Origin of the sequence: Blastococcus sp. DSM 46786 (assembly GCF_900109665.1) — a bacterium.
Lineage (GTDB): Bacteria > Actinomycetota > Actinomycetes > Mycobacteriales > Geodermatophilaceae > Blastococcus > Blastococcus carthaginiensis.
In genome coordinates, this window is record NZ_FOAO01000011.1 from 133,852 (window position 1) to 159,390 (window position 25,539).

General features: G+C 73.5%; 19 protein-coding genes and 1 tRNA gene. 15 read left to right on the forward strand and 5 right to left on the reverse strand.

The features are described from left to right. The first annotated feature begins 2 nt into the window (after positions 1-2). From nuoF to BMW62_RS12035, 11 genes are all read left to right on the forward strand, one after another. Positions 3-1,331, forward strand: a complete 1,329-nt coding sequence (gene nuoF, locus BMW62_RS11985; RefSeq protein ID WP_091931086.1) for an NADH-quinone oxidoreductase subunit NuoF — start codon at positions 3-5, stop codon at positions 1,329-1,331. Further along, a complete protein-coding gene (locus BMW62_RS11990; protein ID WP_091931087.1) occupies positions 1,328-3,838 on the forward strand; it encodes an NADH-quinone oxidoreductase subunit G in 2,511 nt (836 codons plus the stop codon). The genes nuoF and BMW62_RS11990 overlap by 4 nt, the downstream gene beginning before the upstream one ends. Further along, positions 3,835-5,304 carry an NADH-quinone oxidoreductase subunit NuoH gene (gene nuoH, locus BMW62_RS11995; RefSeq protein ID WP_091931088.1) on the forward strand — a complete coding sequence of 490 codons (1,470 nt, stop codon included), beginning with the start codon at positions 3,835-3,837 and terminating at the stop codon, positions 5,302-5,304. The genes BMW62_RS11990 and nuoH overlap by 4 nt, the downstream gene beginning before the upstream one ends. Then, positions 5,297-5,920 carry an NADH-quinone oxidoreductase subunit NuoI gene (nuoI, locus tag BMW62_RS12000; RefSeq protein WP_280138649.1) on the forward strand — a complete coding sequence of 208 codons (624 nt, stop codon included), beginning with the start codon at positions 5,297-5,299 and terminating at the stop codon, positions 5,918-5,920. Before nuoH ends, nuoI begins: the two co-directional genes overlap by 8 nt. Continuing rightward, positions 5,917-6,771 (forward strand): NADH-quinone oxidoreductase subunit J, encoded by an 855-nt coding sequence (locus BMW62_RS12005; protein ID WP_091931089.1) that lies wholly within the window; start codon positions 5,917-5,919, stop codon positions 6,769-6,771. Before nuoI ends, BMW62_RS12005 begins: the two co-directional genes overlap by 4 nt. 97 nt (positions 6,772-6,868) lie before the next feature. Beyond that, positions 6,869-7,168, forward strand: coding sequence for an NADH-quinone oxidoreductase subunit NuoK (gene nuoK, locus BMW62_RS12010; RefSeq protein ID WP_091931090.1), 300 nt, complete (start codon positions 6,869-6,871; stop codon positions 7,166-7,168). A 19-nt stretch (positions 7,169-7,187) separates the two neighbouring features. Then, on the forward strand, positions 7,188-9,095 hold the full coding sequence (nuoL, locus tag BMW62_RS12015; RefSeq protein WP_244523996.1) for an NADH-quinone oxidoreductase subunit L: 1,908 nt from the start codon (positions 7,188-7,190) through the stop codon (positions 9,093-9,095). A gap of 52 nt (positions 9,096-9,147) precedes the next feature. Continuing rightward, complete coding sequence (locus BMW62_RS12020; protein ID WP_091931091.1) at positions 9,148-10,737, forward strand: NADH-quinone oxidoreductase subunit M; 1,590 nt, start codon at positions 9,148-9,150, stop codon at positions 10,735-10,737. Then, on the forward strand, positions 10,734-12,272 hold the full coding sequence (nuoN, locus tag BMW62_RS12025; protein WP_091931092.1) for an NADH-quinone oxidoreductase subunit NuoN: 1,539 nt from the start codon (positions 10,734-10,736) through the stop codon (positions 12,270-12,272). The genes BMW62_RS12020 and nuoN overlap by 4 nt, the downstream gene beginning before the upstream one ends. Continuing rightward, the gene (locus BMW62_RS12030) at positions 12,272-13,327 is read left to right on the forward strand and encodes a polyprenyl synthetase family protein (RefSeq protein ID WP_091931093.1); all 1,056 of its coding nucleotides are present in this window, start codon (positions 12,272-12,274) and stop codon (positions 13,325-13,327) included. The genes nuoN and BMW62_RS12030 overlap by 1 nt, the downstream gene beginning before the upstream one ends. Positions 13,328-13,379: 52 nt before the next feature. Then, positions 13,380-14,540, forward strand: a complete 1,161-nt coding sequence (locus BMW62_RS12035) for a PQQ-dependent sugar dehydrogenase (RefSeq protein WP_091931094.1) — start codon at positions 13,380-13,382, stop codon at positions 14,538-14,540. On the opposite strand, the gene BMW62_RS12040 is transcribed toward BMW62_RS12035, so the two are convergent. Continuing rightward, complete coding sequence (locus BMW62_RS12040; protein ID WP_091931095.1) at positions 14,524-15,210, reverse strand: pyridoxamine 5'-phosphate oxidase family protein; 687 nt, start codon at positions 15,208-15,210, stop codon at positions 14,524-14,526. The genes BMW62_RS12035 and BMW62_RS12040 overlap by 17 nt on opposite strands. Before the next feature lie 90 nt (positions 15,211-15,300). Between BMW62_RS12040 and BMW62_RS12045 the strand changes: the two genes are divergently transcribed. Continuing rightward, a complete protein-coding gene (locus BMW62_RS12045; protein WP_091931096.1) occupies positions 15,301-16,677 on the forward strand; it encodes a MocR-like pyridoxine biosynthesis transcription factor PdxR in 1,377 nt (458 codons plus the stop codon). A 146-nt stretch (positions 16,678-16,823) separates the two neighbouring features. Here the strand turns inward: BMW62_RS12045 and BMW62_RS12050 are convergent, their stop codons facing one another. Then, positions 16,824-17,915, reverse strand: coding sequence for a 2-oxoacid:ferredoxin oxidoreductase subunit beta (locus BMW62_RS12050; RefSeq protein ID WP_091931097.1), 1,092 nt, complete (start codon positions 17,913-17,915; stop codon positions 16,824-16,826). Next, positions 17,912-19,873, reverse strand: coding sequence for a 2-oxoacid:acceptor oxidoreductase subunit alpha (locus BMW62_RS12055; protein ID WP_170852348.1), 1,962 nt, complete (start codon positions 19,871-19,873; stop codon positions 17,912-17,914). Before BMW62_RS12055 ends, BMW62_RS12050 begins: the two co-directional genes overlap by 4 nt. 214 nt (positions 19,874-20,087) lie before the next feature. On the opposite strand from BMW62_RS12055, the gene htpX reads away from it, so the two are divergent. Continuing rightward, on the forward strand, positions 20,088-20,957 hold the full coding sequence (gene htpX / locus BMW62_RS12060) for a zinc metalloprotease HtpX (protein WP_091931098.1): 870 nt from the start codon (positions 20,088-20,090) through the stop codon (positions 20,955-20,957). Between the two features lie 115 nt (positions 20,958-21,072). Here the strand turns inward: htpX and BMW62_RS12065 are convergent, their stop codons facing one another. Beyond that, the gene (locus tag BMW62_RS12065) at positions 21,073-21,564 is read right to left on the reverse strand and encodes a YajQ family cyclic di-GMP-binding protein (protein ID WP_091931099.1); all 492 of its coding nucleotides are present in this window, start codon (positions 21,562-21,564) and stop codon (positions 21,073-21,075) included. A gap of 102 nt (positions 21,565-21,666) precedes the next feature. Between BMW62_RS12065 and BMW62_RS12070 the strand changes: the two genes are divergently transcribed. Continuing rightward, positions 21,667-21,748: transfer RNA gene (locus BMW62_RS12070), tRNA-Tyr, on the forward strand. Between the two features lie 55 nt (positions 21,749-21,803). On the opposite strand, the gene BMW62_RS12075 is transcribed toward BMW62_RS12070, so the two are convergent. Further along, positions 21,804-22,235 carry a pilus assembly protein TadG-related protein gene (locus BMW62_RS12075; protein WP_244523997.1) on the reverse strand — a complete coding sequence of 144 codons (432 nt, stop codon included), beginning with the start codon at positions 22,233-22,235 and terminating at the stop codon, positions 21,804-21,806. A 759-nt stretch (positions 22,236-22,994) separates the two neighbouring features. On the opposite strand from BMW62_RS12075, the gene BMW62_RS12080 reads away from it, so the two are divergent. Beyond that, a complete protein-coding gene (locus tag BMW62_RS12080; RefSeq protein WP_244523998.1) occupies positions 22,995-25,472 on the forward strand; it encodes a putative bifunctional diguanylate cyclase/phosphodiesterase in 2,478 nt (825 codons plus the stop codon). Positions 25,473-25,539: the final 67 nt, after the last annotated feature.

The following is a 25,539-nucleotide window of genomic DNA, read 5'->3' on the forward strand; positions in this document are numbered from 1 at the left end:
CCATGCCCCTCACCCCTGTCCTCACCGCCCGCTGGGGCGCCGAGAACTCGTGGCGGCTGTCGACCTACGAGCGGCTCGACGGCTACTCGGCGCTGCGCACGGCGCTGTCGATGGCGCCCGACGAGCTGGTCACCATGGTCAAGGACTCCGGTCTGCGCGGCCGCGGCGGCGCCGGCTTCCCGACCGGCATGAAGTGGAGCTTCATCCCGCAGCCCAAGCCGGGGGAGGAGCCCACCGGCCCGGCGGCCATGCCGAAGTACCTGGTGGTGAACGCCGACGAGGGGGAGCCCGGCACCTGCAAGGACCTCCCGCTGATGATGGCCGACCCGCACTCCCTCATCGAGGGCGTCATCATCTCCGCCTACGCCATCCGGTCGGAGTTCGCCGTCATCTACGTCCGCGGCGAGGCCGTGCACGCCCACCGGCGGCTGCTCAACGCGGTGGGGGAGGCCTACGCCGCCGGCTACCTCGGCACCGACATCCTCGGCTCGGGCTACGACCTCGAGCTGGTCGTGCACGCGGGCGCCGGCGCCTACATCTGCGGCGAGGAGACGGCGCTGCTGGACTCGCTCGAGGGCTACCGCGGGCAGCCCCGGCTCAAGCCGCCGTTCCCCGCCGTCGCCGGCCTCTACGGCGCCCCGACGGTGATCAACAACGTCGAGACGCTGGCCAGCGTGCCGTTCGTCGTCCGCGGCGGCGCCGAGTGGTTCAAGGCGTTCGGGCCGGAGAAGTCGCCCGGGCCGAAGATCTACTCGCTGTCGGGCCGGGTCGTGCGGCCGGGCCAGTACGAGGCCCCCATGGGCACGACGATGCGCGAGCTGCTGGAGATGGCCGGCGGCGTCCGCCCCGGCCACGAGCTCAAGTTCTGGACGCCGGGCGGCTCGTCGACGCCGTACTTCACCGCCGAGCACCTCGACGTGCCCCTGGACTTCGACTCGGTCGCCGCGGCGGGCTCGATGCTCGGCACCACCGCGCTCATGGTGTTCGACGAGACCGACTCGATCGTCGAGGCCACCCTGCGGTTCACCCAGTTCTACGCGCACGAGAGCTGCGGCAAGTGCACCCCGTGCCGCGAGGGCACCTACTGGCTGGTCCAGGTCCTCCAGCGGCTGGTCGACGGGCAGGGCACCGCCGCCGACCTGGACCTGCTGACCGACACCTGCGACAACATCCTCGGCCGCTCGTTCTGCGCCCTGGGGGACGGCGCCACCAGCTGCATCTCCAGCTCGCTGCAGTACTTCCGGGACGACTACGTCGACCTGCTGCCCGCCGAGGAGCAGGCCCGCCTGGGCCGGTCGCTCCGCCTCGAGCCGGTGGGAGCCGCCTCGTGACACTCACCCCCACCAGCCCCGACCCCGCGCCGGCCGTCCCGCCCGGGGCGCCCGGCCCGCACACGCCCGAGGACGCCGTCCGCTGCACCATCGACGGCTTCGACGTCGCCGTGCCGAAGGGGACGCTGATCATCCGGGCCGCCGAGATGATCGGCGTGCAGATCCCGCGGTTCTGCGACCACCCGCTGCTCGAGCCGATCGGCGCCTGCCGGCAGTGCCTCGTCGAGGTGGAGGGGCAGCGCAAGCCCGCCGCCTCCTGCACCATGCCGGTCACCGAGGGCATGGTCGTGAAGACCCAGCTCTCCAGCCCGGTCGCCGACAAGGCGCAGCAGGGGACCATGGAGCTGCTGCTGATCAACCACCCGCTGGACTGCCCGGTCTGCGACAAGGGCGGCGAGTGCCCGCTGCAGAACCAGGCGATGAGCAACGGCCGGGCCGAGAGCCGGTTCGAGGGGGAGAAGCGCACCTACCCCAAGCCCCTGCCCATCAGCAGCGAGATCCTGCTCGACCGCGAGCGCTGCGTGCTCTGCGCCCGGTGCACCCGGTTCTCCCAGCAGGTGGCCGGTGACCCGTTCATCGAGCTGTTCGAGCGGGGCGCCCTGGAGCAGGTCGCGATCTACGAGGACGAGCCGTTCGAGTCCTATTTCTCCGGCAACACCACCCAGATCTGCCCGGTCGGCGCGCTCACCAGCGCGCAGTACCGCTTCCGCGCCCGCCCGTTCGACCTGCGCAGCGAGCCCAGCGTCTGCGAGCACTGCGCCTCGGGCTGCGCCATGCGCACGGATTACCGGCGCGGCAAGGTCACCCGCCGGCTGGCCGGGGACGACCCCGCGGTCAACGAGGAGTGGACCTGCGACAAGGGGCGCTACGCCTTCCGCTACGCCACCGCCAACGAGCGGCTGACCACCCCGCTGGTGCGGCGGGACGGCCGGCTGGAGCCGGCCTCCTGGCCCGAGGCCTGGGCGGCGGCGGCCGACGGCCTGCGCCGCGCCCGTGCCGAGGGCGGCGTCGGCGTGCTCCCCGGCGGCCGGCTCACGTTCGAGGACGCCTACGCCTGGGCCACCTTCGCCCGGGTCGCGCTGGGCACCAACGACGTCGACGCCCGGGCCCGCGCCCACTCGGCCGAGGAGCTGGCCTTCCTCGGCGCGACGGTGGCCGGCACCGGCCCCGCGACCGGTGCGGTGACCTACGACGACGTGGGCTCGGCCCCGGCGGTGCTGCTGGCCGGGCTGGAGCCCGAGGAGGAGTCGCCGATCCTCTTCCTCCGCCTCCGCCGGGCGGTGCGCACCGGCGGGCTCGCCGTCTTCGACCTGGCGCCCTTCGCCACCCGGGCGGCCGCGAAGCTGCAGGCCACGGTGCTCACGACGGTGCCGGGCGCGGAGGCCCGGTCGCTGCACGCGCTCGCCGAGGGCAGCTGGGGCGGTCCCGCGGGCGAGGCGCTGCGGCAGCCGGGGGCGGTGCTGCTCGCCGGTGAGCGGCTGGCCGAGGCGCCGGGCGCGCTCACCGCGCTGCTGGCGCTGGCCCGCGCGACCGGCGCCCGCGTGGCCTGGGTGCCCCGCCGGGCCGGGGAGCGGGGTGCGGTGGAGGCCGGCGCCCTGCCCACGCTGCTGCCCGGCGGCCGCGCCGTCGACGACCCCGCCGCCCGCGCGGAGGTGGCCGCGGTGTGGGGGGTGGATCCCGCCGCCGTGCCCGACGCGCCCGGCCGCGACGTCACCGGCATCCTCACCGCCGCCTGCGCCGGCCGGCTGCCCGGCCTGCTCGTCGGCGGCGTCGACCCCGCGGACCTGCCCGACCCGGCGCTCGCGCTGGCGGCGCTGGACGCGGCGGCGTTCGTCGTGAGCCTGGAGATGTTCCCGACGGAGGCGACCGAGCGCGCCGACGTCGTCCTGCCGGTGGCGTCGGCGTCGGAGAAGGCCGGGAGCTACCTGGACTGGGAGGGCCGGCTGCGCTCCTTCGACGCCACGCTGCACGGCACCGGGCGGCTGGGCGACGGCCGGGTGCTGCACGGCCTCGCCGAGGCGATGGACGTGGACCTGCGCCTCCCCGCGCCGGAGGTCGCGCGGGCCGCGCTCGCCGCGCTGGGTGCCCGCCGCCCGGCCGCCGGCGGACCGCTGCCCGACGTCGCACCGCCGGACGCCCCGGCGCTGCGCGAGGAGGAGGCGGTGCTCGCCTCCTGGCGCCAGCTGCTCGACGTCGGCACGCTGCAGCGCGACGAGCCCGAGCTGGCCGGCACCGCCCGGCCCCCGGTGGCCCGCATCGGCGCCGCCACTGCCGCCCGCCTGGGCCTCACCGACGGCGACCGGCTGACCGTCAGCGGGGCGACCGGCTCGGTGAGCCTCCCGGTGGCGGTCACCGCGATGCCCGAGCAGGTGGTGTGGCTGCCGATGCGCTCACCCGGCAGCGAGGTGCGGACGGCGCTGGGTACCGGGCCCGGCGGCGTCGTCCGGCTGTCGGCCGCCCCGGTGCCGACCGGCGCCACGACGCACCCGCTGGGGGACGTGCGATGACTCCGTGGGCCTCGCCCGAGCAGCCGACGCTGGCCGACTTCGGCCAGGACGTCTGGTGGATCGTGCTGATCAAGGTGGTCGGCGTCTTCGCCGTCCTGGTGCTGATGACGCTGTTCGCCATCGTCCTCGAGCGCAAGGTCGTCGCCCGCATGCAGCAGCGGACCGGCCCCAACCGCGTGGGGCCGCGCGGCTCGCTGCAGAGCCTCGCCGACGGGCTGAAGCTGGCGTTCAAGGAAGACATCATGCCGGCGCTGGCGGACAAGCCGGTCTACTTCCTGGCCCCGGTGATCGCGACCATCCCGGCGTTCGTCGCCTTCTCGGTCATCCCGATGGGGCCGGTGGTCAGCATCTTCGGCGAGCAGACGCCGCTGCAGCTGACCGACGCCCCGATCGGGGTGCTGATCATCCTGGCCATGTCGGCCATGGGCATCTACGGCATCGTGCTCGGCGGCTGGGCCTCGGGCTCGACCTACCCGCTGCTGGGCAGCATGCGCAGCGCGGCCCAGATGATCAGCTACGAGATCGCGATGGGGCTCTCCATCGTCGCGGTCTTCCTGTACGCCGGGTCGATGTCGACGTCGGAGATCGTCGCGGCGCAGGCCGACGGCAACGAGGTGTCCTTCTTCGGGCTGGAGTTCACCGGCCCCAGCTGGTACGTCGTGCTGCTGCCGGTCTCCTTCGTCATCTACGTCATCGCCGTCGTCGGCGAGACCAACCGCGCGCCCTTCGATCTGCCCGAGGCCGAGAGCGAGCTCGTCGGCGGCTTCCACACCGAGTACTCGTCGCTGAAGTTCGCGCTGTTCTTCCTCGCCGAGTACATCAACATGGTCACCGTCTCGGCGCTGGCCGCCACCCTCTTCCTCGGGGGCTGGCGGGCGCCCTGGCCGCTCTCGATCTGGGACGGCGCGAACAGCGGCTGGTGGCCGTTGCTGTGGTTCTTCCTCAAGGTCGTCGCCGCGCTGTTCGTCTTCATCTGGCTGCGCGGCACCCTGCCCCGGCTGCGCTACGACCAGTTCATGCGCTTCGGCTGGAAGGTGCTGGTCCCGGTCGCGCTGGTGTGGATCCTCGTCGTCGCCACGATGCGGACCGTGTCCCGCGAGGCCGACCTCTCCGCCGGCCAGGTGGCGCTGTTCGTCGGCGTCCCCGTCGCGGTGCTGGTGCTGCTCGGCCTGGCGGTGGCGAGCCGGACGGCCAACCGGGACACCCGGGTCATGGCCGAGGAGGCCGCGGCCGGGGGCGTGCACGCCGCCGACCCCGAGCCCGAGGTGCTGCCGCCGGCCGACGGGGGACGGCGCCCGGCCGGCGCACCCAGCCGGTCCGGGGGCGGCTTCCCCGTCCCGCCGATGGACCTCGTGGTGCCGCCCTCCCCGCGGCTGCGCCGCGAGCCGGTCGCCACCGACGGCACGGTCGTCGGCACCGGACGGCGAACGACCCCGACCACTTCCCAGGAGGACGGCGATGAGTGAGAGCGGCAGCGGCGACCGGGACCCGGCCGTGCGCGGGAGCGCCGAGGTCGAGCGCCCCCAGGGGGCGACGGTCGCAGGCCCCGCCGCGCGCCCCGCCCTGCGCGACCGGCTGGTGCCGGCGCCCGCCCAGGGCTTCGGCGTCACCTTCGCGCAGATGTTCCGCACGGTGACCACCGAGCAGTACCCGTTCGAGCCCAAGGTGACCAAGCCGCGCTACCACGGGCGGCACGTGCTCAACCGGCACCCCGACGGGCTGGAGAAGTGCGTCGGCTGCGAGCTGTGCGCGTGGGCCTGCCCCGCGGACGCCATCTACGTCGAGGGCGGCGACAACACCGAGGACGCCCGCTTCTCGCCGGGTGAGCGGTACGGCGCGGTCTACCAGATCAACTACCTGCGCTGCATCTTCTGCGGGCTGTGCATCGAGGCCTGCCCCACCCGCTCGCTGACGATGAGCAACGACTTCGAGCTGGCCGACGACAACCGGCGTGACCTGATCTACACCAAGGAGCAGCTCATGGCCCCGCTCCTGCCGGGCATGGAGGCGCCCCCGCACGCCATGCGCCTCGGCGACGACGAGAAGGACTACTACCTGCGCGAACCGGAGGTGCGGTCGTGACGCCGGACGCCGCGGTCGTCATCGGCACCGGCGAGGCGGTCGTCTTCTGGATCCTCGGCCCGCTCGCCCTGGCCGGTGCCCTGGGCATGGTGCTCAGCCGCAACGCCGTCCACTCGGCGCTGTGGCTGGTGCTGACGATGCTGTCGCTGGGCGTCTTCTACGTCGTCCAGTCCGCGCCCTTCCTCGGCGCCGTGCAGATCATCGTCTACACCGGCGCGATCATGATCCTGTTCCTCTTCGTGCTCATGCTGGTCGGCCGCGACTCCTCGGACTCGGTGGTCGAGACCCTCCGCGGGCAGCGGGTGGCGGCGACGCTGCTGGGCATCGGGTTCGCCGCGCTCGTCGGCGCCGGCATCGCCCGGGCGACCCAGGACCTGCCCGTGGTGGGGCTCGAGGGGGTGCAGGCCGGGCCCGGCGGGCCGGCGGCCGGCAACGTCGAGGCGATCGCCGCGCTGCTCTACACCCGCTACCTGCTGGCCTTCGAGGTCACCGGGGCGCTGCTCATCGTCGCCGCCGTCGGCGCGCTGGTCTTCACCCAGGCCGAGCGCGCACCCGGCAGCCGCAAGGGCCAGAAGGAGCTGTCGCGGGCGCGGTTCCTCACCGACCGGCCGCAGACGCTGCCCGGCCCCGGCGTCTACGCCCGCGCGACCTCGGTGGCCGCGCCGGGGATGCTGCCCGACGGGAGCATCGCGCAGGACAGCACCGCCACCGGCATCGAGCCGCAGCGGGTGGACCAGGCGCCCCGGGGCACCGGCCGGCACCAGCTCGGCTCCCCGGACGCCGCGCTCGGGTCGCTGGACCCGACGCTGAGCGACACTCCCGGCGGCCGCGCGGGGGAGGAGCACCGGTGAGCGAGCGTGCGAGCTCACCCATGAGCAGAGCAGCCCGGGTCATGGCTGCGACGAGCTGGGGGCACCTCCCGCTTGCGGGGGACAGCGAGGAGTTGCCATGAGCCTCTCCCACTACCTGGTGCTCGCGGCGATCCTCTTCACCATCGGCGCCGTCGGCGTCCTGGTGCGGCGCAACGCGATCGTGGTGTTCATGTGCGTGGAGCTGATGCTCAACGCCGTCAACCTGACGCTGATCACCTTCGCCCGCTCGACCGGCACCGTCGACGGGCAGATCATCGCGCTCTTCGTCATGGTCGTCGCCGCCGCCGAGGTGGTCGTCGGTCTCGCGATCATCATGTCGATCTACCGGACCCGCAGGTCCGCCTCGATCGACGACGCCAACCTGCTGAAGTACTGACGGCGAGACGGGGACACCTGTGTCTGAGACGCTGCCCGCGGACGGGCTGCTCGGCTGGTCGTGGTTGCTGATCGCGCTGCCGCTGGCCGGCGCCGCGGTGCTGCTGCTGGGCGGCCGCCGCACCGACCGGTGGGGCCACCTGCTGGGGACGGCGACGGTCGGCGCCGCCTTCCTGCTGGCGCTCCTGTGCACGGTGCAGCTGGCCGGCCAGGACGGGACGCCGGCCGACGTCGAGCTGTTCACCTTCATCGCCACCGGCGAGCTGGACGTCACCGCCGGGCTGCTCTTCGACCCGCTGTCGGCGGTCTTCGTCCTGCTGATCACCGGGGTCGGCTCGCTGATCCACGTCTACTCGATCGGCTACATGGCGCACGACCCCGGACGCCGCCGGTTCTTCGCCTACCTGAACCTCTTCGTCGCGGCGATGCTGCTGCTGGTCCTCGGCAACAGCTTCGTGGCGCTCTACGTCGGGTGGGAGGGCGTCGGCCTGGCGTCCTACCTGCTGATCGCGTTCTGGTACACCCGCCCGGGCGCGGCGACCGCGGCCAAGAAGGCGTTCATCATGAACCGGGTCGGCGACGTCGGGCTGGCGCTGGCGATCTTCATCATGTTCGCCCAGCTCGGCACCACCTCCTACGCCGGCGTCTTCGGCTCGGTGGGCACCCTGGCCGGCGGGACGATCACCGCGATCGGGCTGCTCCTGCTGCTGGGCGCGTGCGGCAAGTCGGGCCAGTTCCCGCTGCAGGCGTGGCTGCCCGACGCCATGGAGGGCCCCACGCCGGTCTCGGCGCTCATCCACGCGGCGACCATGGTCACCGCGGGTGTCTACCTCATCGCCCGCTCGGCGCCGATCTACGACCTGACCCCGACCGCACGGGCGGTGGTGCTGGCGGTCGGTGCGCTGACCCTGCTGATCGGGGCGATCGCCGGTTGCGCCTACGACGACATCAAGAAGGTGCTGGCGTACTCGACGGTCAGCCAGATCGGCTACATGTTCCTGGCCGTCGGGCTGGGCCCGGCCGGCTACGTCGCCGGGCTGGCCCACCTGCTCACCCATGGCTTCTTCAAGGCCGGGCTCTTCCTCGGCGCCGGATCGGTCATGCACGCGATGGACGACCAGGTCGACATGCGGCGCTTCGGCGGGCTGTGGAACAAGCTGCCGGTCACCTTCGCCACCTTCGGCCTGGGCTACCTGGCGCTGATCGGCTTCCCGTTCCTGTCCGGCTACTACACCAAGGACGCGATCATCGAGGCGGCCTTCGACCGCGCCGACGTCTGGGGCTGGCTCCTCGGTGGCGTGGCGATCCTCGGTGCCGGGCTGACCGCGTTCTACATGACCCGGCTGATGCTCATGACCTTCTTCGGGCGACGGCGCTGGACGGAGGGTCAGCACCCGCACGAGGCGCCGGCGGTCATGACCGTGCCGATGATCCTGCTGGCGCTGGGCTCGATCGGTGCCGGGTTCGTGCTGGTCGTCGCCACGCCGCTGGCAGACTGGCTGGAGCCGGTGTTCGGACCGCCGGAGGAGGCTGCGCACGCCATCCCGCCGGTGGTGGTCGCCGCGATCGTCACCGGGGTGGCCGCGATCGGGGTGCTGGCCGCCTGGCTGTTCGTCGGCCGCCGCGAGGTGCCGGTCACCGCGCCGGTCCGGGTCTCGCCGGTCACCCGGGCCGCTCGCCATGCGCTCTACGCGGACGCGGTGAACGAGTCGCTGTTCATGCGGCCGGGGCAGTGGCTCACCCGCGCGCTGGTGTGGGTGGACAACCGCGGCGTCGACGGCGCGGTCAACGGCCTGGCCGCGGGGCTGGGCGGGTCGTCGTCGCGGCTGGGCCGGGCCCAGACCGGCTTCGTGCGCACCTACGCCCTGGGCATGCTCGGCGGCGCGGTCGTCGTCGCAGGGGCCCTGCTGGCGGTGACGGCGGGATGAGCGCGCAGGTGGTCGGGAGCGCCGACGGGTATTTCGGAGAGGACGTGCTGCGGTGAGCGACTTCCCCTGGCTGCTGGCGATGATCGCCGTGCCGGCCGTCGGTGCCGCGGTGGTCGCGGCCCTGCCCCGGGAGCGGGCCCTGCTGGCCAAGCAGGTGGCCCTCGGGGTCGGCCTGGTGGTGCTGCTGCTGGCCGTGCTGACGACGCTCGCCTTCGACGCGGGCGGGCCGCGGTTCCAGCTCACCACCTCGGTGCCCTGGATCCCCGACTTCGGCTCCGACTTCGCGCTCGGCGTCGACGGCATCGCGCTGGTGATGGTGCTGCTCGTCGGCGTCCTGGTGCCGCTGGTGGTGGCGGCCTCCTGGCACGAGGCCGACGCCGGACCCCGCCCGGTGCGGGTCTTCTTCGCCTGGCTGCTGCTGCTCGAGGCGATGATGGTGGGCGTCTTCGTCGCCACCGACGTGCTGCTGTTCTACGTCTTCTTCGAGGCGATGCTCGTCCCGATGTACTTCCTGATCGGCAGCTTCGGCGGGCCGCGCCGGCAGTACGCGGCGGTCAAGTTCTTCGTCTACAGCCTGGTCGGCGGGCTGGTGATGCTGGCCTCGGTCATCGGTCTCTACGTGGTGAGCGCCGCCGTGCTCGGCGAGGGCACCTTCGCGTTCGACACGCTGACGCGGATCGACATCGACCCCGACGTCCAGCGGCTGCTGTTCCTCGGCTTCTTCATCGCCTTCGCGATCAAGGCGCCGCTGGTGCCCTTCCACACCTGGCTGCCCGACTCCGGTGCCGAGGCCCCGGTCGGCGGTGCGGTGCTGCTCGTCGGCGTCCTGGACAAGGTGGGCACCTTCGGCTTCATCCGCTACTGCCTGCCGCTGTTCCCCGACGCCTCCCGGTTCTACGCCCCGTTCGTGCTGGTGCTGGCGGTGGTCGGCATCCTCTACGCCGCGCTGCTGGCGATGGGGCAGAGCGACATGAAGCGGCTGGTCTCCTACACCTCGATCTCGCACTTCGGCTTCATCGCGCTGGGCATCTTCGCCTTCACCATCGAGGCCGGCACCGGCGCGGTGCTCTACATGGTCAACCACGGGCTGGCGACCGGCCTGCTGTTCCTGGTGGTCGGCATGCTGATCGCCCGCGGCGGCTCCCGCCGGATCGCCGACTACGGCGGGGTGGCGGCGAAGGCGCCGCTGCTGGCCGGTGCCTTCCTGGTGGCGGGCCTCGCCTCGCTGGCGCTGCCGGGCACCGGCAGCTTCGTCAGCGAGTTCCTCGTGCTCATCGGCTCGTTCCCCGAGCGGCCGGTGTTCACGGTGCTGGCGACGCTCGGCATCATCCTCGCCGCCCTCTACGTGCTGCTCATGTACCAGCGCACCATGCACGGGCCGGCCCGCGGGGTGCTGCTGCAGGAGGACCCGGCCGAACCGCTGCCGGAAGGCGGCGGCGCGACGGCGACCGCCACGCTCACCACCCCGCGCCGCACGCTGCGCGTGGCCGACCTCGGCCGGCGCGAGCTGACCGTCGTCGCGCCGCTGGTGGCGCTGATCCTCGTGCTCGGCGTCTACCCGCAGCCGCTGATCGACCTGATCGAACCGGCCGTCGTCGCCACCCTCGACGACATGGGCGCCTCCGGAGGGACCGACCGATGATCGAGGCACCCGACATCTCCTGGGGGGCGCTGGCCCCCCTGCTGCTGGTGTTCGGCGCGGCCTGCGCCGGGATCCTGGTCGAGGCCTTCGTGCCGCGGGCGCTCCGGCACCCCGTCCAGGTGGGCCTCGCGCTGGTGGGCACCCTCGGGGCGCTGGCCGCGACGGTGCTGCTCGCGGGCACCCGGGAGGTGACCGCCGTCGGGGCCCTCGCCGTCGACGGCCCGGCGCTCTTCCTGCAGGCCACGATCGCCGGTCTGGGCGCGCTGTCGGTGCTGCTGTTCGCGGAGCGCGCGCTGGACCCGGCGCGCTCGGCGTTCGTGGTGAGCGCCGCCGTCCCCGCCGGCAGCCCGCGCGACCGGGAACTGGCCACCGTGCCGCAGGTCCAGACCGAGGTCTACCCGCTGGCCACGTTCGCGATCGGCGGCATGATGCTGTTCGTCGCGTCCAACGACCTGCTGGTCATGTTCGTGGCGCTGGAGGTGCTGAGCCTCCCGCTGTACCTGATCAGCGGCCTGGCGCGCCGGCGCCGGCTGCTGTCCCAGGAGGCGGCGGTCAAGTACTTCCTGCTGGGCGCCTTCGCCTCGGCGTTCTTCCTCTACGGCCTGGCCCTGGTCTACGGGGCCGCCGGGAGCGTCCGCCTGAGCGAGGTCCGCGAGGCGGTGGGCACCGACGGCGGGGGAGCGCTGCTGGTCCTCGGGCTCGCGCTGCTCGTCGTCGGGCTGCTCTTCAAGGCGAGCGTCGCGCCGTTCCACACCTGGACGCCGGACGTCTACCAGGGCGCCCCGACCGCGGTCACCGCGTTCATGGCCGCCTGCACCAAGGTCGCGGCCTTCGGCGCGATCCTCCGGCTGCTCTACGTCGCCTTCGGCACCGCGGAGTGGACCTGGCGGCCGCTGGTCTACGCCGCGGCGATCGTCTCCATGGTCGTGGGCGCGGTCCTCGGCCTCACCCAGACCGACCTCAAGCGCATGCTCGCCTACTCGTCGGTGGCCCACGCCGGTTTCCTGCTCACCGGGGTCATCGGACTCGGGGCGGCCGGGACGGGCTCGGGGCTCCCGGCGACGATGTTCTACCTGCTCGCCTACGGGATCACCACGCTCGGCGCCTTCGCCGTCCTCACGCTGGTGCGCGACGGCGACGGGGAGGCCAGCCACCTGTCGCAGTGGGCGGGGCTCGGCGCGCGCTCGCCGGTCACCGCGGCGGTCATGACGCTGTTCCTGCTGGCGCTGGCCGGGATCCCGCTCACCGCGGGCTTCACCGGCAAGTTCGCCGTCTTCCGCGCAGCGATCGAGCAGGGCGCCTGGCCGCTGACCGTCGTCGCACTGCTGGCGAGCGCGGTCGCCGCCTTCTTCTACCTGCGGGTGGTCGTGCTCATGTACTTCTCCGAGCCGGTCGCCGACGGCCCGACGGTGGGCGTGCCCGGCGTACCCACCACCCTGGTGCTCGCGGTGACAGCGACGGCGACCGTCGCCCTCGGCGTCCTCCCCGGGGCGGTGCTCGACCTCGCCGAGCGGGCGGCTATCTTCGTCGGTTGATGACCGGAGCCCGTGCCGCAGTCGACGGCACTCCCCCCGAGGTCTGGCACCGGATCTCCACCCCGGCGTCGACCATCGGCCCCTGGCTCCCCGAGGGCGACCTCGGGGAGGCGCTGGCGGACGGGCTGGCCCGCGTGGAGGCCGAGCTGGCGGTCGCGGTGGGCAGCGAGCACCCGTTCGTGCGGGAGGCCGCCGGTCACCTCATGGCCGCCGGGGGCAAGCGGTTCCGGCCGATGCTGGCGCTCCTGGCCGCCCAGCTGGGCGATCCCGCCGCGCCGCAGGTGACGCAGGGCGCCGTGGTCTGCGAGCTCACCCACCTGGCCACCCTGTACCACGACGACGTGATGGACGAGGCCGCCGTGCGCCGGGGGGCGCCCAGCGCCAACAGCCGGTGGAGCAACAGCATCGCCATCCTCACCGGCGACCTGCTCTTCGCCCGCGCCTCCGACATCCTGGCCGACCTCGGCCCCGAGGCCGTGCGCATCCAGGCGCGGACCTTCGAGCGGCTGGTCACCGGGCAGATCAAGGAGACCGTCGGCGCCCAGCCGGGCGACGACGCGATCGCGCACTACCTGCAGGTGCTCGCCGACAAGACGGGGTCGCTCGTCGCTACCTCCGCCCGCTTCGGCGCCTCCTTCGCCGGCGTCGACGCCGCGCTGGTGGCGGCGCTCACCGACTTCGGCGAGGAGGTCGGCGTCGCCTTCCAGATCTCCGACGACCTCATCGACATCGTCAGCACCGACGGCGTCTCGGGGAAGTCGCCCGGCACCGACCTCCGCGAGGGGATCGCCACCCTGCCGGTGCTCTTCGCCCTGGCCGGCGACGACCCCGAGGAGGCGCGGCTGCGCGAGCTGGTGGCCGGCCCGGTCACCGACGACGCGCAGCACGCCGAGGCCCTCGCGCTGCTGCGGTCCTCCCGCTCGCTGGCGCGCGCCACCGACGTGCTGCGCGAGTACGCCGACCGGGCGCGCGCACGGCTGGCCGGGGTACCCGAGGGTGACGTCCGCGACGCCCTCTCGGCCCTGTGCGACTACGTGGTCACGCGTACCAGCTAGAGAATGGACCCCCATGCCCCCCACCGCTCGCAGGCTCGTGGCGGGACCCTGCATGGGGGCCGCCCTCCTGCTCACCGCCTGCGGCGGCGGGTCGGACGAGGACGCCGGCTCGGTCGCCACGCCACCGACGACCGAGGCGCCCACCGGTGCCCCGTCGCTGCAGGTCGAGGTCGTCGCCGAGGGCTTCGACCACCCCTGGGACGTCGCGCAGGCCGAGGACGGCACGCTGCTCCTCGACGAGCGCGCGGGCGGCTTCACCGCCGTGCTCCCCGACGGCACGGTCCAGGAGGTGGAGGCCGACCTCGGTGACCTGTTCGCCACCGGGGAGACCGGGCTGATGGGCCTGGCGCTGGACCCGGCGTTCGCGGAGAACCGTCGGTTCTACACGTGCCAGGGCGTGACCGACGGCGACGGCGCCTCGATCGAGGTGATCGCCTGGACCGTCGCCGACGACTGGAGCACCGCCACCCGGGTCGACGACCCGCTGATCGGCGGCATCCCGGTCAACGAGCGCTCCGGGCGGCACGGCGGCTGCCGGGTGGAGTTCGGGCCGGGCGGGGCGCTGCTGGTGGGCACCGGCGACAACGCCGTCGGCACCTACCCCCAGGACCTCGGCGTCCTCGGCGGCAAGGTCCTCCGCGCCGATCCGGCCACCGGGGAGCCGCTGCCGGACAACCCCTTCGTCGCCCCGGGCGACGGCGCCGAGGACCTGATCTGGACCTACGGGCACCGCAACGTGCAGGGCCTGGCCGTGCGGCCGGGCACCGACCAGACCTACTCGGTCGAGCACGGCCCCGACCGCAACGACGAGGTGAACCTGCTGCAGCCGGGCGGCAACTACGGCTGGGATCCGGGGGCCGGCGGCTACGACGAGAGCGTGCCGATGACCGACCCGGAGATCGAGGGCGCGGTGCCGGCGGTCTGGGACTCGGGCGCCCCGCCGATCGCGCCCAGCGACGGCACCTTCCTCGACGGCGACCAGTGGGGCGACTACGACGGGCTGCTCCTGCTGGGGGCGCTGCGCGGGCAGCACGTCCTGGCGCTGCGCCTGGACGAGCAGGGGCAGCTGGTCGAGCAGTTCCGGCTGCCCGAGCTCGACGGCACCTACGGGCGGATCCGCACCGTCGAGCAGGGCACCGACGGCGCGCTCTACGTGACCACCGACAACGGCGACGACCGGGACCAGCTGCTGCGTGTCACCCCGCAGGGCTGAGCGCCCGGGCGGCCACGCGCGGCGGCACGGCGGCGCCCGGTGGCAGCAGCGGGCACGGCTCCGGCTCGCCCAGCACCGCGCGCACCGGCAGCACGCCGGCCCACACCGGGTCGGCGGCGTCGGCACCCTCGACGTCCCGCTCGTCGTCGCCCGGCGGGCCGGTGCGGATCTTCACGCTCGCCTCGGCGAGGTCCAGGGCCAGCACCGCGGTGGCGGCCAGCTCCTTGCGGTCGGGCCGGCGGGTGGCCGCCCACGATCCGGGCGCCAGGTGCTCGGTGAGCACCTCCAGCCCGAGCAGCCGCTCGTCGGGATCGGTCACCAGCCGGGCCGCACCGTGCACGACCGCGCAGCGGTAGTTCACCGAGTGGTGGAACGCCGAGCGCGCGTAGACGATGCCGTCCAGGTGGGTGACGGTGAAGCAGACCGGCGCCCCCGTCGCCGCTGCCCGCAGGGTGGCCGCGCCCGTCGAGCCGTGCAGGTAGAGGGTGTCGCCGTGCCGCCCGTAGCCGGTCGGCAGCACCACCGGTGCGTCCCCGACCTGCACGCCGAGGTGGCCGATCAGCCCGGCGTCCAGCACGGCGTGCAGGTCGGCCCGGTCGGTGCGGGCGCGCTTCGCGCCCCGGCGCACGGTGCTGCGGGCGGTGGGGGAGAGCGGGGCGGCGGTGTCCACGGCGTCGATCCTGCGTCGGCGGGTGGACTGCCGGAACGGCCAATCCGCTAGATTCCGGCCAGTCCACTCGTCCCCGTCGGCAGGAGCGCCGTGATCGACGTCCCGCCGGTGGTGCTCGACCGGGGCTCGGGAACGCCGCTGTCGGTGCAGCTGGCCGAGGCGTTGCGCGGGGCGGCCGCCGACGGCACGCTGCGCCCCGGCGACCGGCTGCCCTCGACGCGCGCGTTCGCCGCGGCGCTGGGGGTGAGCCGCACCGTGACCGTCGCGGCCTACGACCAGCTGCTGGCCGAGGGCTGGCTGGGCGGGCGCCGCGGAGCCGGCACCTTCGTCCTCGGCGCGGTGACGGCGGCCCCCGCGGCCGTCCCGGTCCCGGCCGGCCGGCCGCCGGAGGCCCCGGCGCTGGTGGACCTGCGCGCCGGGTCGCCGTGCCTGGAGGTGCTGGACCGCGCGGCCTGGCGGAGGGCCTGGCGGGCCGCCGGCGACGGCGCACCCGACGCCCACCCGGAGCCGGCCGGGGACCCGGTCTTCCGGGCGGCGGTCGCGGACCACCTGCTGCGGCACCGCGGGCTGGCTGCCGGCGCGGACGACGTGCTGGCCACGGCCGGCACCTCGGCGGCGGTGGGCGAGGTGGCGCGCACCCTGCCGCCGGGTAGCCGCGTGGCGGTGGAGGACCCCGGCTACCAACGGGTCGTCGGCGCCCTGCGGGACGCCGGGGTCGAGGTCGTCCCCGCCGCGGTCGACGACGACGGCCTCGTCGTCGAGGCGCTCCCGTCGGACGTGGCCGCCGTCTACTGCACGCCGGCCCACCAGTACCCGCTCGGCCGCAGGATGTCCGCCGCCCGCCGGCTGGAGCTGGTCGCCCGGGCCCGCGCGGAAGGGTGGTGGGTGCTGGAGGACGACTACGACGGCGAGTTGCGCTACGACGTCGCGCCGCTGCCGCTGCTGGGAGCCCTGGGGCCCGACGTCGTGGTGCACCTGGGCACGACCGGCAAGATCGTCAGCCCCACGCTCGGCGTCGGCTGGCTGGTGGCGCCCGGGCCGCTGCGGGGCGCGCTGCTGGCCCGGCGCACCGCGACCGGCACGCGGCCGGCGCGGGCCGGGCAGCGGGTGTTCGCGGCGTTCGCGGCCTCGGGCGACCTCGCCCGGCACCTGCGCCGGCTGCGGCGGGAGCTGGTCGGCCGCGCCGAGGAGGTGCGCGCCGCGGTCGCGGCCGCCGGTTGCCGGGCGGAGGGCGACGCCGCGGGGGCGCACGTGCTCGTGCCGCTGCCCGGTCCCGGGGCGGAGGAGGAGGTCCGGACGGCGGCCGCCGCGCGAGGTGTCGCCCTGGACGGCCTGGCCCGGCACACCGTCTCCGAAGGCGTCCGACGCTCCGGCCTGGTCGTCGGCTTCGCCGCGCCCTCGCGCGAGGAGCTGCGCCGGGCCCTGCCGGTGCTGACCGAAGTCCTGGCGGCGTCGCACGAGAGGTGACCGCGATCTGTCGTGCCGAGTGAGGGCCCGGAGGGCCTTCGCGCAGTCGCGACGCAGCGGCTCAGCTCACCGGGGGACGGCCGTCGGTCGCGGTGCCGTCCGGAGGACGGCAGTGTCCTCGCGGTGCCGTCCGGAGGACGACCGAGTCATCGCACTTCCCAGGTGTCGCCGCCGGCGAGCAGCGTGTCGAGGTCGCCGGGGCCCTGCAGCCGGGCCTCGTGCAGCTGCTCGGCCATCATCGCCTCGTAGGTGGGCTTCTCGACCTTCCGGAACACGCCCATGGGGGTGTACCGGAGGTCCTGCGTGGAGAGCCGGGACAGCGCGAACGCGTACGACGGGTCCTCGCGGGTGGCGTCGTGGACGACGATCTCGCTCGCGTCGACCTGGTTGGTCTCGGCCACCCGGAGGCCGCCGAAGTCGTCGCGGACCACGCACGAGGCGCCGTCCGGCCCGAACACCAGCGGCTCGCCGTGCTGGAGCGGGATCGTCCACATCGGGCCGGTCGCCGGGTCCTTGAGCAGCTCGAAGGCGCCGTCGTTGAAGATGTTGCAGTTCTGGTAGATCTCCACCAGCGACGTGCCCTTGTGCTCCGCGGCCTGGCGCAGCACCTCGGTGAGGCCCTTCCGGTCGGAGTCCATCGCCCGGCCGACGAAGGTGGCGTCCGCGCCGATCGCGAGGGACACCGGGTTGAACGGGTGGTCCAGCGAGCCCATCGGCGTGGACTTGGTGACCTTGCCGACCTCGGAGGTGGGCGAGTACTGGCCCTTGGTGAGGCCGTAGATCCGGTTGTTGAACAGCAGGATCGTCATGTCCACGTTGCGGCGCAGCGCGTGGATCAGGTGGTTGCCGCCGATGGAGAGCGCGTCGCCGTCGCCGGTGACGACCCACACCGACAGGTCGGGGCGCGAGGCGGCCAGGCCGGTCGCGATCGCCGGGGCACGCCCGTGGATCGAGTGCATCCCGTAGGTGTTCATGTAGTACGGGAAGCGCGACGAGCACCCGATGCCCGAGACGATGACCATGTCCTCGCGCGCGATGCCCAGGCTCGGCAGGAAGCTCTGGACGGCGTTGAGGATGACGTAGTCACCGCACCCGGGGCACCAGCGCACCTCCTGGTCGGTCTTGAAGTCCTTGCCCTTGAGCTCGGTCTGCTTGGGACCGTGCTGCTCCAGCGAGCGGGCGATGGCGGCGTCGATCGGGGTCGGCGCGTCGGGCATGCCGAGTTCGACGGTGGTCACTGGACTGCTCCGTTCACGGCTGCGGGGTTCACGGTGTCGATGGCGTCCTGGATCACGGCGGCCAGCTCGGCCGCGCGGAAGGGCAGGCCGCGCACCTGGGTGTGGCTCTGCACGTCGACCAGGTACTTGGCGCGCAGCAGCAGGGCCAGCTGGCCGAGGTTCATCTCCGGGCAGATCACCCGGTCGTACCGGGCCAGGACCTCGCCGAGGTCGGCGGGGAACGGGTTGATGTGCCGCAGGTGGATCTGGGCGACCTTCCGGCCGGACCCGCGGATCCGCCGGCAGGCGGCACCGATCGGGCCGTAGGTCGAGCCCCACCCGATGACGGCGACGCGGGCGTCGCCGTCCGGGTCGTCGACGTCGGTCGGCGGGATCGACGCGGCGATGCCGTCGATCTTCGCCTGGCGGGTGCGGGTCATGAAGTCGTGGTTGGCCGGGTCGTAGGAGATGTTGCCCGTCCGGTCGGCCTTCTCCAGCCCGCCGATGCGGTGCTGCATCCCCGCGGTGCCCGGGATCGCCCAGGCGCGGGCCAGGGTCTCGGGGTCGCGCAGGTAGGGGAGGAACTCGCCGTCCTCGCCGTTGGGCTCGGTGGCGAACCCGACCGCCGGGGCCAGGTCGGGCAGCGAGGCCGCGTCCGGGATCGCCCACGGCTCGGCCCCGTTGGCCAGGTAGCCGTCCGACAGCAGCATCACCGGCGTCCGGTAGGCGAGCGCGATCCGCGCCGCCTCGACGGCGGCGTCGAAGCAGTCGCCGGGGGAGCGCGGTGCGATGACCGGGACGGGGGCCTCGCCGTTGCGGCCGAACATCGCCTGCAGCAGGTCACTCTGCTCGGTCTTCGTGGGCAGCCCGGTCGAGGGGCCGCCGCGCTGCACGTCGACGATCACCAGCGGCAGCTCCGTCATCACGGCCAGGCCGATGGTCTCGGCCTTGAGGGCGACACCGGGGCCCGACGTCGTCGTCACCCCGAGGGCACCGCCGAAGGAGGCGCCGAGCGCCGCGCCGATGCCGGCGATCTCGTCCTCCGCCTGGAAGGTGCGCACGCCGAACGCCTTGTGCCGCGACAGCTCGTGCAGGATGTCCGACGCCGGGGTGATCGGGTAGGCCCCCAGGAACAGCGGCAACCCGGAGCGCTGGCCGGCGGCGACGAGCCCGAGGGCCAGGGCCTGGTTGCCGGAGATGTTCCGGTAGCGGCCCGGCTTCATCGGGGCCGGCTTGATCTCGTAGGAGACGGCGAAGGCCTCGGTGGTCTCGCCGTAGTTGTAGCCGGCGCGGAAGGCGGCGATGTTGGCCGCGGCGATCTCGGGCTTGCGGCGGAACTGGCGCTCCAGGAAGCGGACGGTGCCCTCGGTCGGCCGGTGGTACATCCAGCTCAGCAGGCCGAGCGTGAACATGTTCTTGCTGCGCTCGGCCTCCTTCTTGCCGAGGCCGGAATCCTTGAGCGCATCGGTCGTCATCGAGGTCAGCGGGACGCTGACGGTCTGCCAGCCCTCGAGCGAGCCGTCCTCGAGCGGGCTGGTCGCGTAACCGACCTTGGCCAGGTTGCGCGGGGTGAACTCGTCGGAGTCGACGATGAGCAGGCCGCCGCCGGGCAGCTCGGCGAGGTTGGCCTTGAGCGCGGCCGGGTTCATGGCCACGAGCACGTCCGGGGCGTCGCCCGGCGTCATGACGTCGTGGTCGGCGAACTGCAGCTGGAAGGAGCTGACCCCCGGCAGGGTCCCCGTCGGCGCCCGGATCTCGGCCGGGAAGTTCGGCAGCGTCTTGAGGTCGTTGCCGAAGGACGCCGTCTCGCTGGTGAACCGGTTGCCGGTCAGCTGCATGCCGTCGCCGGAGTCACCGGCCAGCCGGATGACGACGCGGTCGAGCTCCACGACGCTCTTCACGAGGCCGCCGGGGGCCGAGCCGGGCACCGGGGCGCCGTTCGATCCCGACGGCGCGACGGTCGGGTTGGTGCCAGTCATCAGCGGTCTACCTCCACCGGGCGAGGTTACGTGCGTGTGTACGCGCCCGGGTTGTGCAACCGGACACGCCGCAGCGGCGAGGATCCCACCGCGTCCAGTGGGGCAACGGCGGTGGCGGCACGGTCATTCCACGGGGGCACCCGGTCGGGGGAGCGGTCGCCGGCCGGCCGGGAACGGGGGGTGCGACGACGGCGTTGGACGGGTCGTGCAACGCATGACCAACGGACTGAAGACCGCCCTCCTGCTGGGTCTGATGGGCGGGCTGATCCTCATGGCCGGCGCGCTGATCGGCGGGCGCGGAGGGCTGTTCATCGCGCTGCTCATCGCCCTGGCGGTCAACGGCTACGCCTACTTCAACTCCGACAAGCTGGCGCTGCGCGCCATGCGGGCCTTCCCGGTCACCGAGACCCAGGCGCCGCAGCTCTACGCGATCGTGCGCCAGCTCGCGACCGAGGCGCGCCAGCCCATGCCCCGGCTCTACGTCAGCCCGACGAACCAGCCCAACGCGTTCGCGACCGGCCGCAACCCGCGCAACGCGGCCGTCTGCGTCACCCAGGGCATCCTCGAGCTGCTCGACCGGCGGCAGCTGCGCGGCGTGCTCGCCCACGAGCTCTCGCACGTCTACAACCGGGACATCCTCATCAGCTCGGTCGCCGGCGCGATGGCCACGGTGATCACCTACCTGGCGCACATGGCGATGTTCGCCTCGCTGTTCGGCGGTCGCTCCGACGAGGACCGGGGCGGCGGCAACGCCCTCGGCGGCCTGCTGCTCATGCTGCTCGGCCCGCTCGCCGCCGGGCTGGTGCAGATGGCGGTCAGCCGCAGCCGCGAGTACCAGGCCGACGCCTCCGGCGCCCAGCTGTCGCAGGACCCGCTGGCGCTGGCCGACGCCCTGCGGGTGATCGAGCGGGGGACGGCGGCCCGCCCGCTGCCCCAGGAGGAGCGGCTGGTCACCCAGAGCCATCTCATGATCGCCAACCCGTTCCGCGGGCAGGGCCTGGCCTCGCTGTTCGCCAGCCACCCGCCCATGCCGCAGCGGATCGCCCGCCTGGAGCAGATGGCCCGCGAGCTCGGCCAGCGCTGACGGCGGACCCCCGTCCGGGGGCCGTGACACCCGGGCGTGTGCGCTGGCGAGGAGTTCGGCGGCAGAGAACTCCGCGCCAGCGCACACGCCCGGTGTCAGCCACCGGCGGCGGGGTTCACCTGTAGTTGTCGAACTGCAGGGCGACGTCGAGGTCGGCGCCGCGCAGCAGCTGCTGCACCGCCTGCAGGTCGTCCCGCTTCTTGCCGCTCACGCGCAGCTGGTCGCCCTGGATCTGGGCCTGGACGCCCTTGGGGCCCTCGTCGCGGATCAGCTTCGCGATCTTCTTGGCGGTGTCGGACTCGATGCCCTGCTTGATCTTCGCCCCGATCTTGTAGCTCTTCCCCGAGGACTGGGGGTCGCCGGCGTCGAGCACCTTGAGCGAGATGTTCCGCTTGATCAGCTTCTCCTTGAACACCTCGAGGGCCGCCGAGACACGCTCCTCGGTGTCCGCCTGCAGCGTGACGCCGTCCTCGCCGGCCCACGCGATGGTCGCGTTGGTGCCGCGGAAGTCGAACCGCTGGGAGAGCTCCTTGCCCGCCTGGTTCAGGGCGTTGTCGACCTCCTGCCGGTCGACCTTGCTCACGACGTCGAAGGATGCGTCGGCCATGTCGTTCCTCTCCGTACGGGGCCGGCCCGGCGCACCGGTCGCGTCGCCGGGGACCCGTCACCCCTGGGTCAGTCGTCTTGTACTCTCTCCCGGTACCCACACGGCGGGTTGCCCGAGTGGCCAATGGGAGCGGACTGTAAATCCGTCGGCTTAGCCTACGAAGGTTCGAATCCTTCACCCGCCACGCCCGGTACGACGGCCCCCGACCACCAGGTCGGGGGCCGTCCGCGTACCGGGGGTCAGGGCGCCGTCGGTGCGCGTGCGCTGGCGACGGCGGTGCGCTCGAGCTGCTGCCCGCCGAGGAAGAGCCAGCCGAACGCGATGTCCACGTGGCGGGTGCAGCGCACCGTCACCTCGGCACCGTCGGTCTCGGCCGCCCAGCTGTCCAGCGCGGTACCGCCGTCGGCCAACTGGTCGCCGACCGCGGCCTGCGCGGCGGCGCGGCTCAGCGGCAGCTCGGTGCCCACCCCCTGGGCGTAGACAGCCGCCTCGTCGGCCTGGTTGGCCGCGGCCAGGGCGGCGCCGTCGCAGATCGATTGCACCTCCTGCTGCTCGAGGAAGGCGTCGGACGCGGCGATCGCCCCGAAGGCCATGAGTGCCGCGACCAGCCAGCACACCAGGACGAAGGGGAGCGTCGAGCCGCGTTCGCGATCGTCCTGGTCGGGGCGCACGCGCGGCAGCGTAAGCATCCGGCCACCGTCGTCCCCACCCTGTGGACACGATCTGTGGACACTGTGGACGACGGTTCACCCGTCCTCGTGTCCTCCAAGGCGGGCCTGTGGACGACGAGGTGCCGAGGTGCCGCGCGACCGCCGCGCATCCGTCCGCCCGGCCCGTGCCGGCCTCCGCGGACGCGGTCGCAGCCCCCTCGGGATCCCGATCCAGCGGTGAATTGGATCACTCCACGTGTGAACAACGTGGCGGATGGTCACGACATGACGTCTCTCGCGGCGTGTCGTGATCGACATGCTTGTGGCGACTCGTGACGGGAAGGAGTGTCTCCCGCGCGGTCCGTATTCGACGACGCTCTGCCCCCGCGCGTGGATGGCTGCCGCACCAGCCAATGAGTCGTGCCACGAGGGAGGCGCCATGAACAGCAGCATGCAGCGTGAGGACAGCTCGGCCCGCGGAGTCCGTTGGGGTCGGGGTGTGCGTTGGGGTCGTGGCGTCCGCTGGGGTCGCCAGGCCTGATCGGCCACCTGGTCCCGACGGGGCAGTCGTTCCTCCGGAACGGCTGCCTCGTCTCATGTTCGGGGAGGCTCGTGCCGATGACCTCCGCGGACGGGTTTCTCTCCCGCGTGCGGAGAGGGTGGCGGTGATCGACACCGCTGCTAGCCTTCGCCCGCCCAACGACCCGGGAGAGTGCCGTGCACGTGGCTGAGCAGGACGTTCGCGAGCGTAGTCGCCCGCGTACCGTCCGCAGCCCTTGGGTGGTCTCAGGGCTGGCGCTCACGGTTGCGGTCCCCCTGGGCGCGGCCGTCCTGTCGCGCGGGCTGGACCCCGTGCACGGCGTGCTCCTGGTCGCCGTCCTCCTCACCGCGGTGGTGGCGGAGTGGGTCTACGTGCACATCGAGTTCCGCCACCAGAGCTTCGTCAACTCCGCCAGCGAGCTGGCCTTCGTGATCGCCCTGCTGGAGCTCGGCGGGGCGTGGACGGCGGTGATCCGCGCGACCGCCGTCGGGCTCGTGCTGGCGGTCCAGCGGTTCTCGCCGGCCAAGATCCTCTTCAACGTCGCCGTGGCGGTGATCGACAGCGCCGTCGCGGTGTTCGTGCTCGACCTGCTGTCGGCGGGTGACGTCACCCAGCCCTCCACCTGGCTCTCCTGCCTCGTGGCGGTCTTCGCGGCCAACGCCGTCGCCGCCGTCATGGTGGCCGGGGCGATCACCCTGACCCAGGGCTACCCCGGGCGCTCGGTCTGGACCAGCCTGCTGGTGCCCGTCGTCGTCGTCTCGCCGGTGGTCGTCCTCGTCGGCCTGGCCATCCTCCTCCTGCTGCACGCGACCCTGTGGTCCCTGCTGATCCTCGCGCCGCTCACCGCTGCCCTCGTCCTGCTCTACCGCCGGTTCGCCGAGGTGACCCGGGAGAGCCAGTCGCTGGAGCGGGTCTACGAGTTCGCCCGCCGGGTCGAGCAGGTGCAGCCCGACGAGGTCGGCACCCGGCACATCGTGCAGGCGGTGCAGGAGCTCCTCAACGCCGAGCGCGTCGCCCTGTGGCTGCCCCCCTACCTCGACGAGGGGCCGCGGCTGGTCGTCGCCACCGAGGGCGGGGCCGACTGGTACGACGGGCCGGGGGACCCTGACGACGTGCTGCGCCGCCGCGCGGTCGCCTTGTCCGGGGCCCTGCACGTCTCCGCCGGCCGTGCCGACGAGGCGGAGACGGCCGCGCTCGCCCGGCGCGGGGTCGCCGAGCTGCTGGGTGCGCCGGTGACCACGGCCGCTGGGGAGCCGGGCTACCTGGAGGTGTGCGACCGGCGCAGCGACGCCGTCTCCTTCGGCAGCAGCGAGCGGGGCGCCCTGGAGTCGATGCTCACCCACGTCAACGCGGCGATCCGGCAGCAGCAGCTGCTCACCCGCATCCGCTTCGACGCCGACCACGACCGGCTGACCGGCCTGCCGAACCGGCAACGGCTCGCCGCGGAGATCGACGCCCTCGTGGCCGCGGGGCCGGCCGCCGCCGGCGCCGGGCTCATCCTGGCCTCCCTGGGCACCTACGCCGACGTCACCGACACCCTCGGGCACGCCGCCAGCGACGAACTGCTCCTGGTTACCGCAGGCCTGCTCCGCGAGCACGCCCCGCCGCGCGCGCTGCTGGCCCGGATGGAGCGCGAGCAGTTCGCCGTCCTCCTTCCCGGGCTCTCGCTCGCGGCCACCGAGCAGGCCGCCCGGCGGCTGCGCGAGGCGGCGGCGACGCGGGTCCGCGTGGCCGGCCTGGACCTGGAGGTCTCGCTGACCATCGGCGTAGCCGCCGCGCCCGGGCACGGCACCGATGCCGGCACGCTCATGCAGCGCGCGGACGTCGCCCTGCTGGCGGCGGGGGAGTCCGGTGGCGTGGCCAGCTACCACCCGGTGCTCGACCAGCAGAGCCTGCGCCGCCTGCAGCTGGGCACCGAGCTCGCGCAGGCGATGGCCGACGGGCAGATCGGCGTGGTCTTCCAGCCGGTCATCGACGCGCAGACCTCCGACATCGTGTCGGTGGAGACCCTGGTCCGCTGGACCCACCCGCGCTTCGGCAGCATCCCGCCCGAGGACGTGATCGGGCTGGCCGAGCAGATCGGCCGGATCGGTGCGGTGACCGACCACGTCCTGGACCTCGCGCTGGCCCGCTGCCGGCGCTGGCTGGATCAGGGGATCTCCCTGTCTGTCGCGGTCAACGTCTCCGCGTTCTCCCTCAGCGAGCCCGACCTGGTGGACCGCATCCGCGGCGCCCTCGAGCGGCACGGCGTCCCCGGGGAGCTGCTGATCCTCGAGCTCACCGAGAGCAGCGTCGTCGACGACTCGGTGCGCGAGAGCTCGGTGCTGGACGACCTCCACGACCTGGGGCTGCGGCTCTCGATGGACGACTTCGGCACCGGCTACTCGTCGCTCTCCCAGCTCCGGCAGCTGCCCATCGACGAGCTGAAGATCGACAAGTCCTTCGTCCTCACCATGGCCACCAGCCAGGGGGAGTCCTTCATCGCGCGGTCGATCATCGAGCTGGCCCACAACCTGGGGCTGTGCGTGGTCGCCGAGGGCGTCGAGGACGAGATGACGCGCAACCAGCTCATCGCCATGGGCTGCGACAAGCTGCAGGGCTTCCTGATCAGCCGCCCGCTGCCGGAGGACCGGCTGGAGAAGTGGCTGCTCGCGCGCACCGGCGTGCGCTCCGCCGCGCCGGGGGCCACCCACCGCCGCCTGTTCGTCCGCACCTGACGGCTCGCGGGGGTCCCCGCAGGGAGGCCGTAGGCATCAGGTAGAGTCTTCGACGGCTCCTCGGAGC

Excerpts from the sequence above, each read along its gene's own strand:
- nuoI (WP_280138649.1), top strand. The coding sequence starts at position 5,297 with ATGAGTGAGAGCGGCAGCGGCGACCGGGACCCGGCCGTGCGCGGGAGC.
- BMW62_RS12055 (WP_170852348.1), bottom strand. The coding sequence starts at position 19,873 with ATGACTGGCACCAACCCGACCGTCGCGCCGTCGGGATCGAACGGCGCC.
- BMW62_RS12030 (WP_091931093.1), top strand. The coding sequence starts at position 12,272 with ATGACCGGAGCCCGTGCCGCAGTCGACGGCACTCCCCCCGAGGTCTGG.
- nuoK (WP_091931090.1), top strand. The coding sequence starts at position 6,869 with ATGAGCCTCTCCCACTACCTGGTGCTCGCGGCGATCCTCTTCACCATC.
- nuoF (WP_091931086.1), top strand. The coding sequence starts at position 3 with ATGCCCCTCACCCCTGTCCTCACCGCCCGCTGGGGCGCCGAGAACTCG.
- BMW62_RS12065 (WP_091931099.1), bottom strand. The coding sequence starts at position 21,564 with ATGGCCGACGCATCCTTCGACGTCGTGAGCAAGGTCGACCGGCAGGAG.
- nuoN (WP_091931092.1), top strand. The coding sequence starts at position 10,734 with ATGATCGAGGCACCCGACATCTCCTGGGGGGCGCTGGCCCCCCTGCTG.
- nuoH (WP_091931088.1), top strand. The coding sequence starts at position 3,835 with ATGACTCCGTGGGCCTCGCCCGAGCAGCCGACGCTGGCCGACTTCGGC.
- htpX (WP_091931098.1), top strand. The coding sequence starts at position 20,088 with ATGACCAACGGACTGAAGACCGCCCTCCTGCTGGGTCTGATGGGCGGG.
- BMW62_RS12035 (WP_091931094.1), top strand. The coding sequence starts at position 13,380 with ATGGGGGCCGCCCTCCTGCTCACCGCCTGCGGCGGCGGGTCGGACGAG.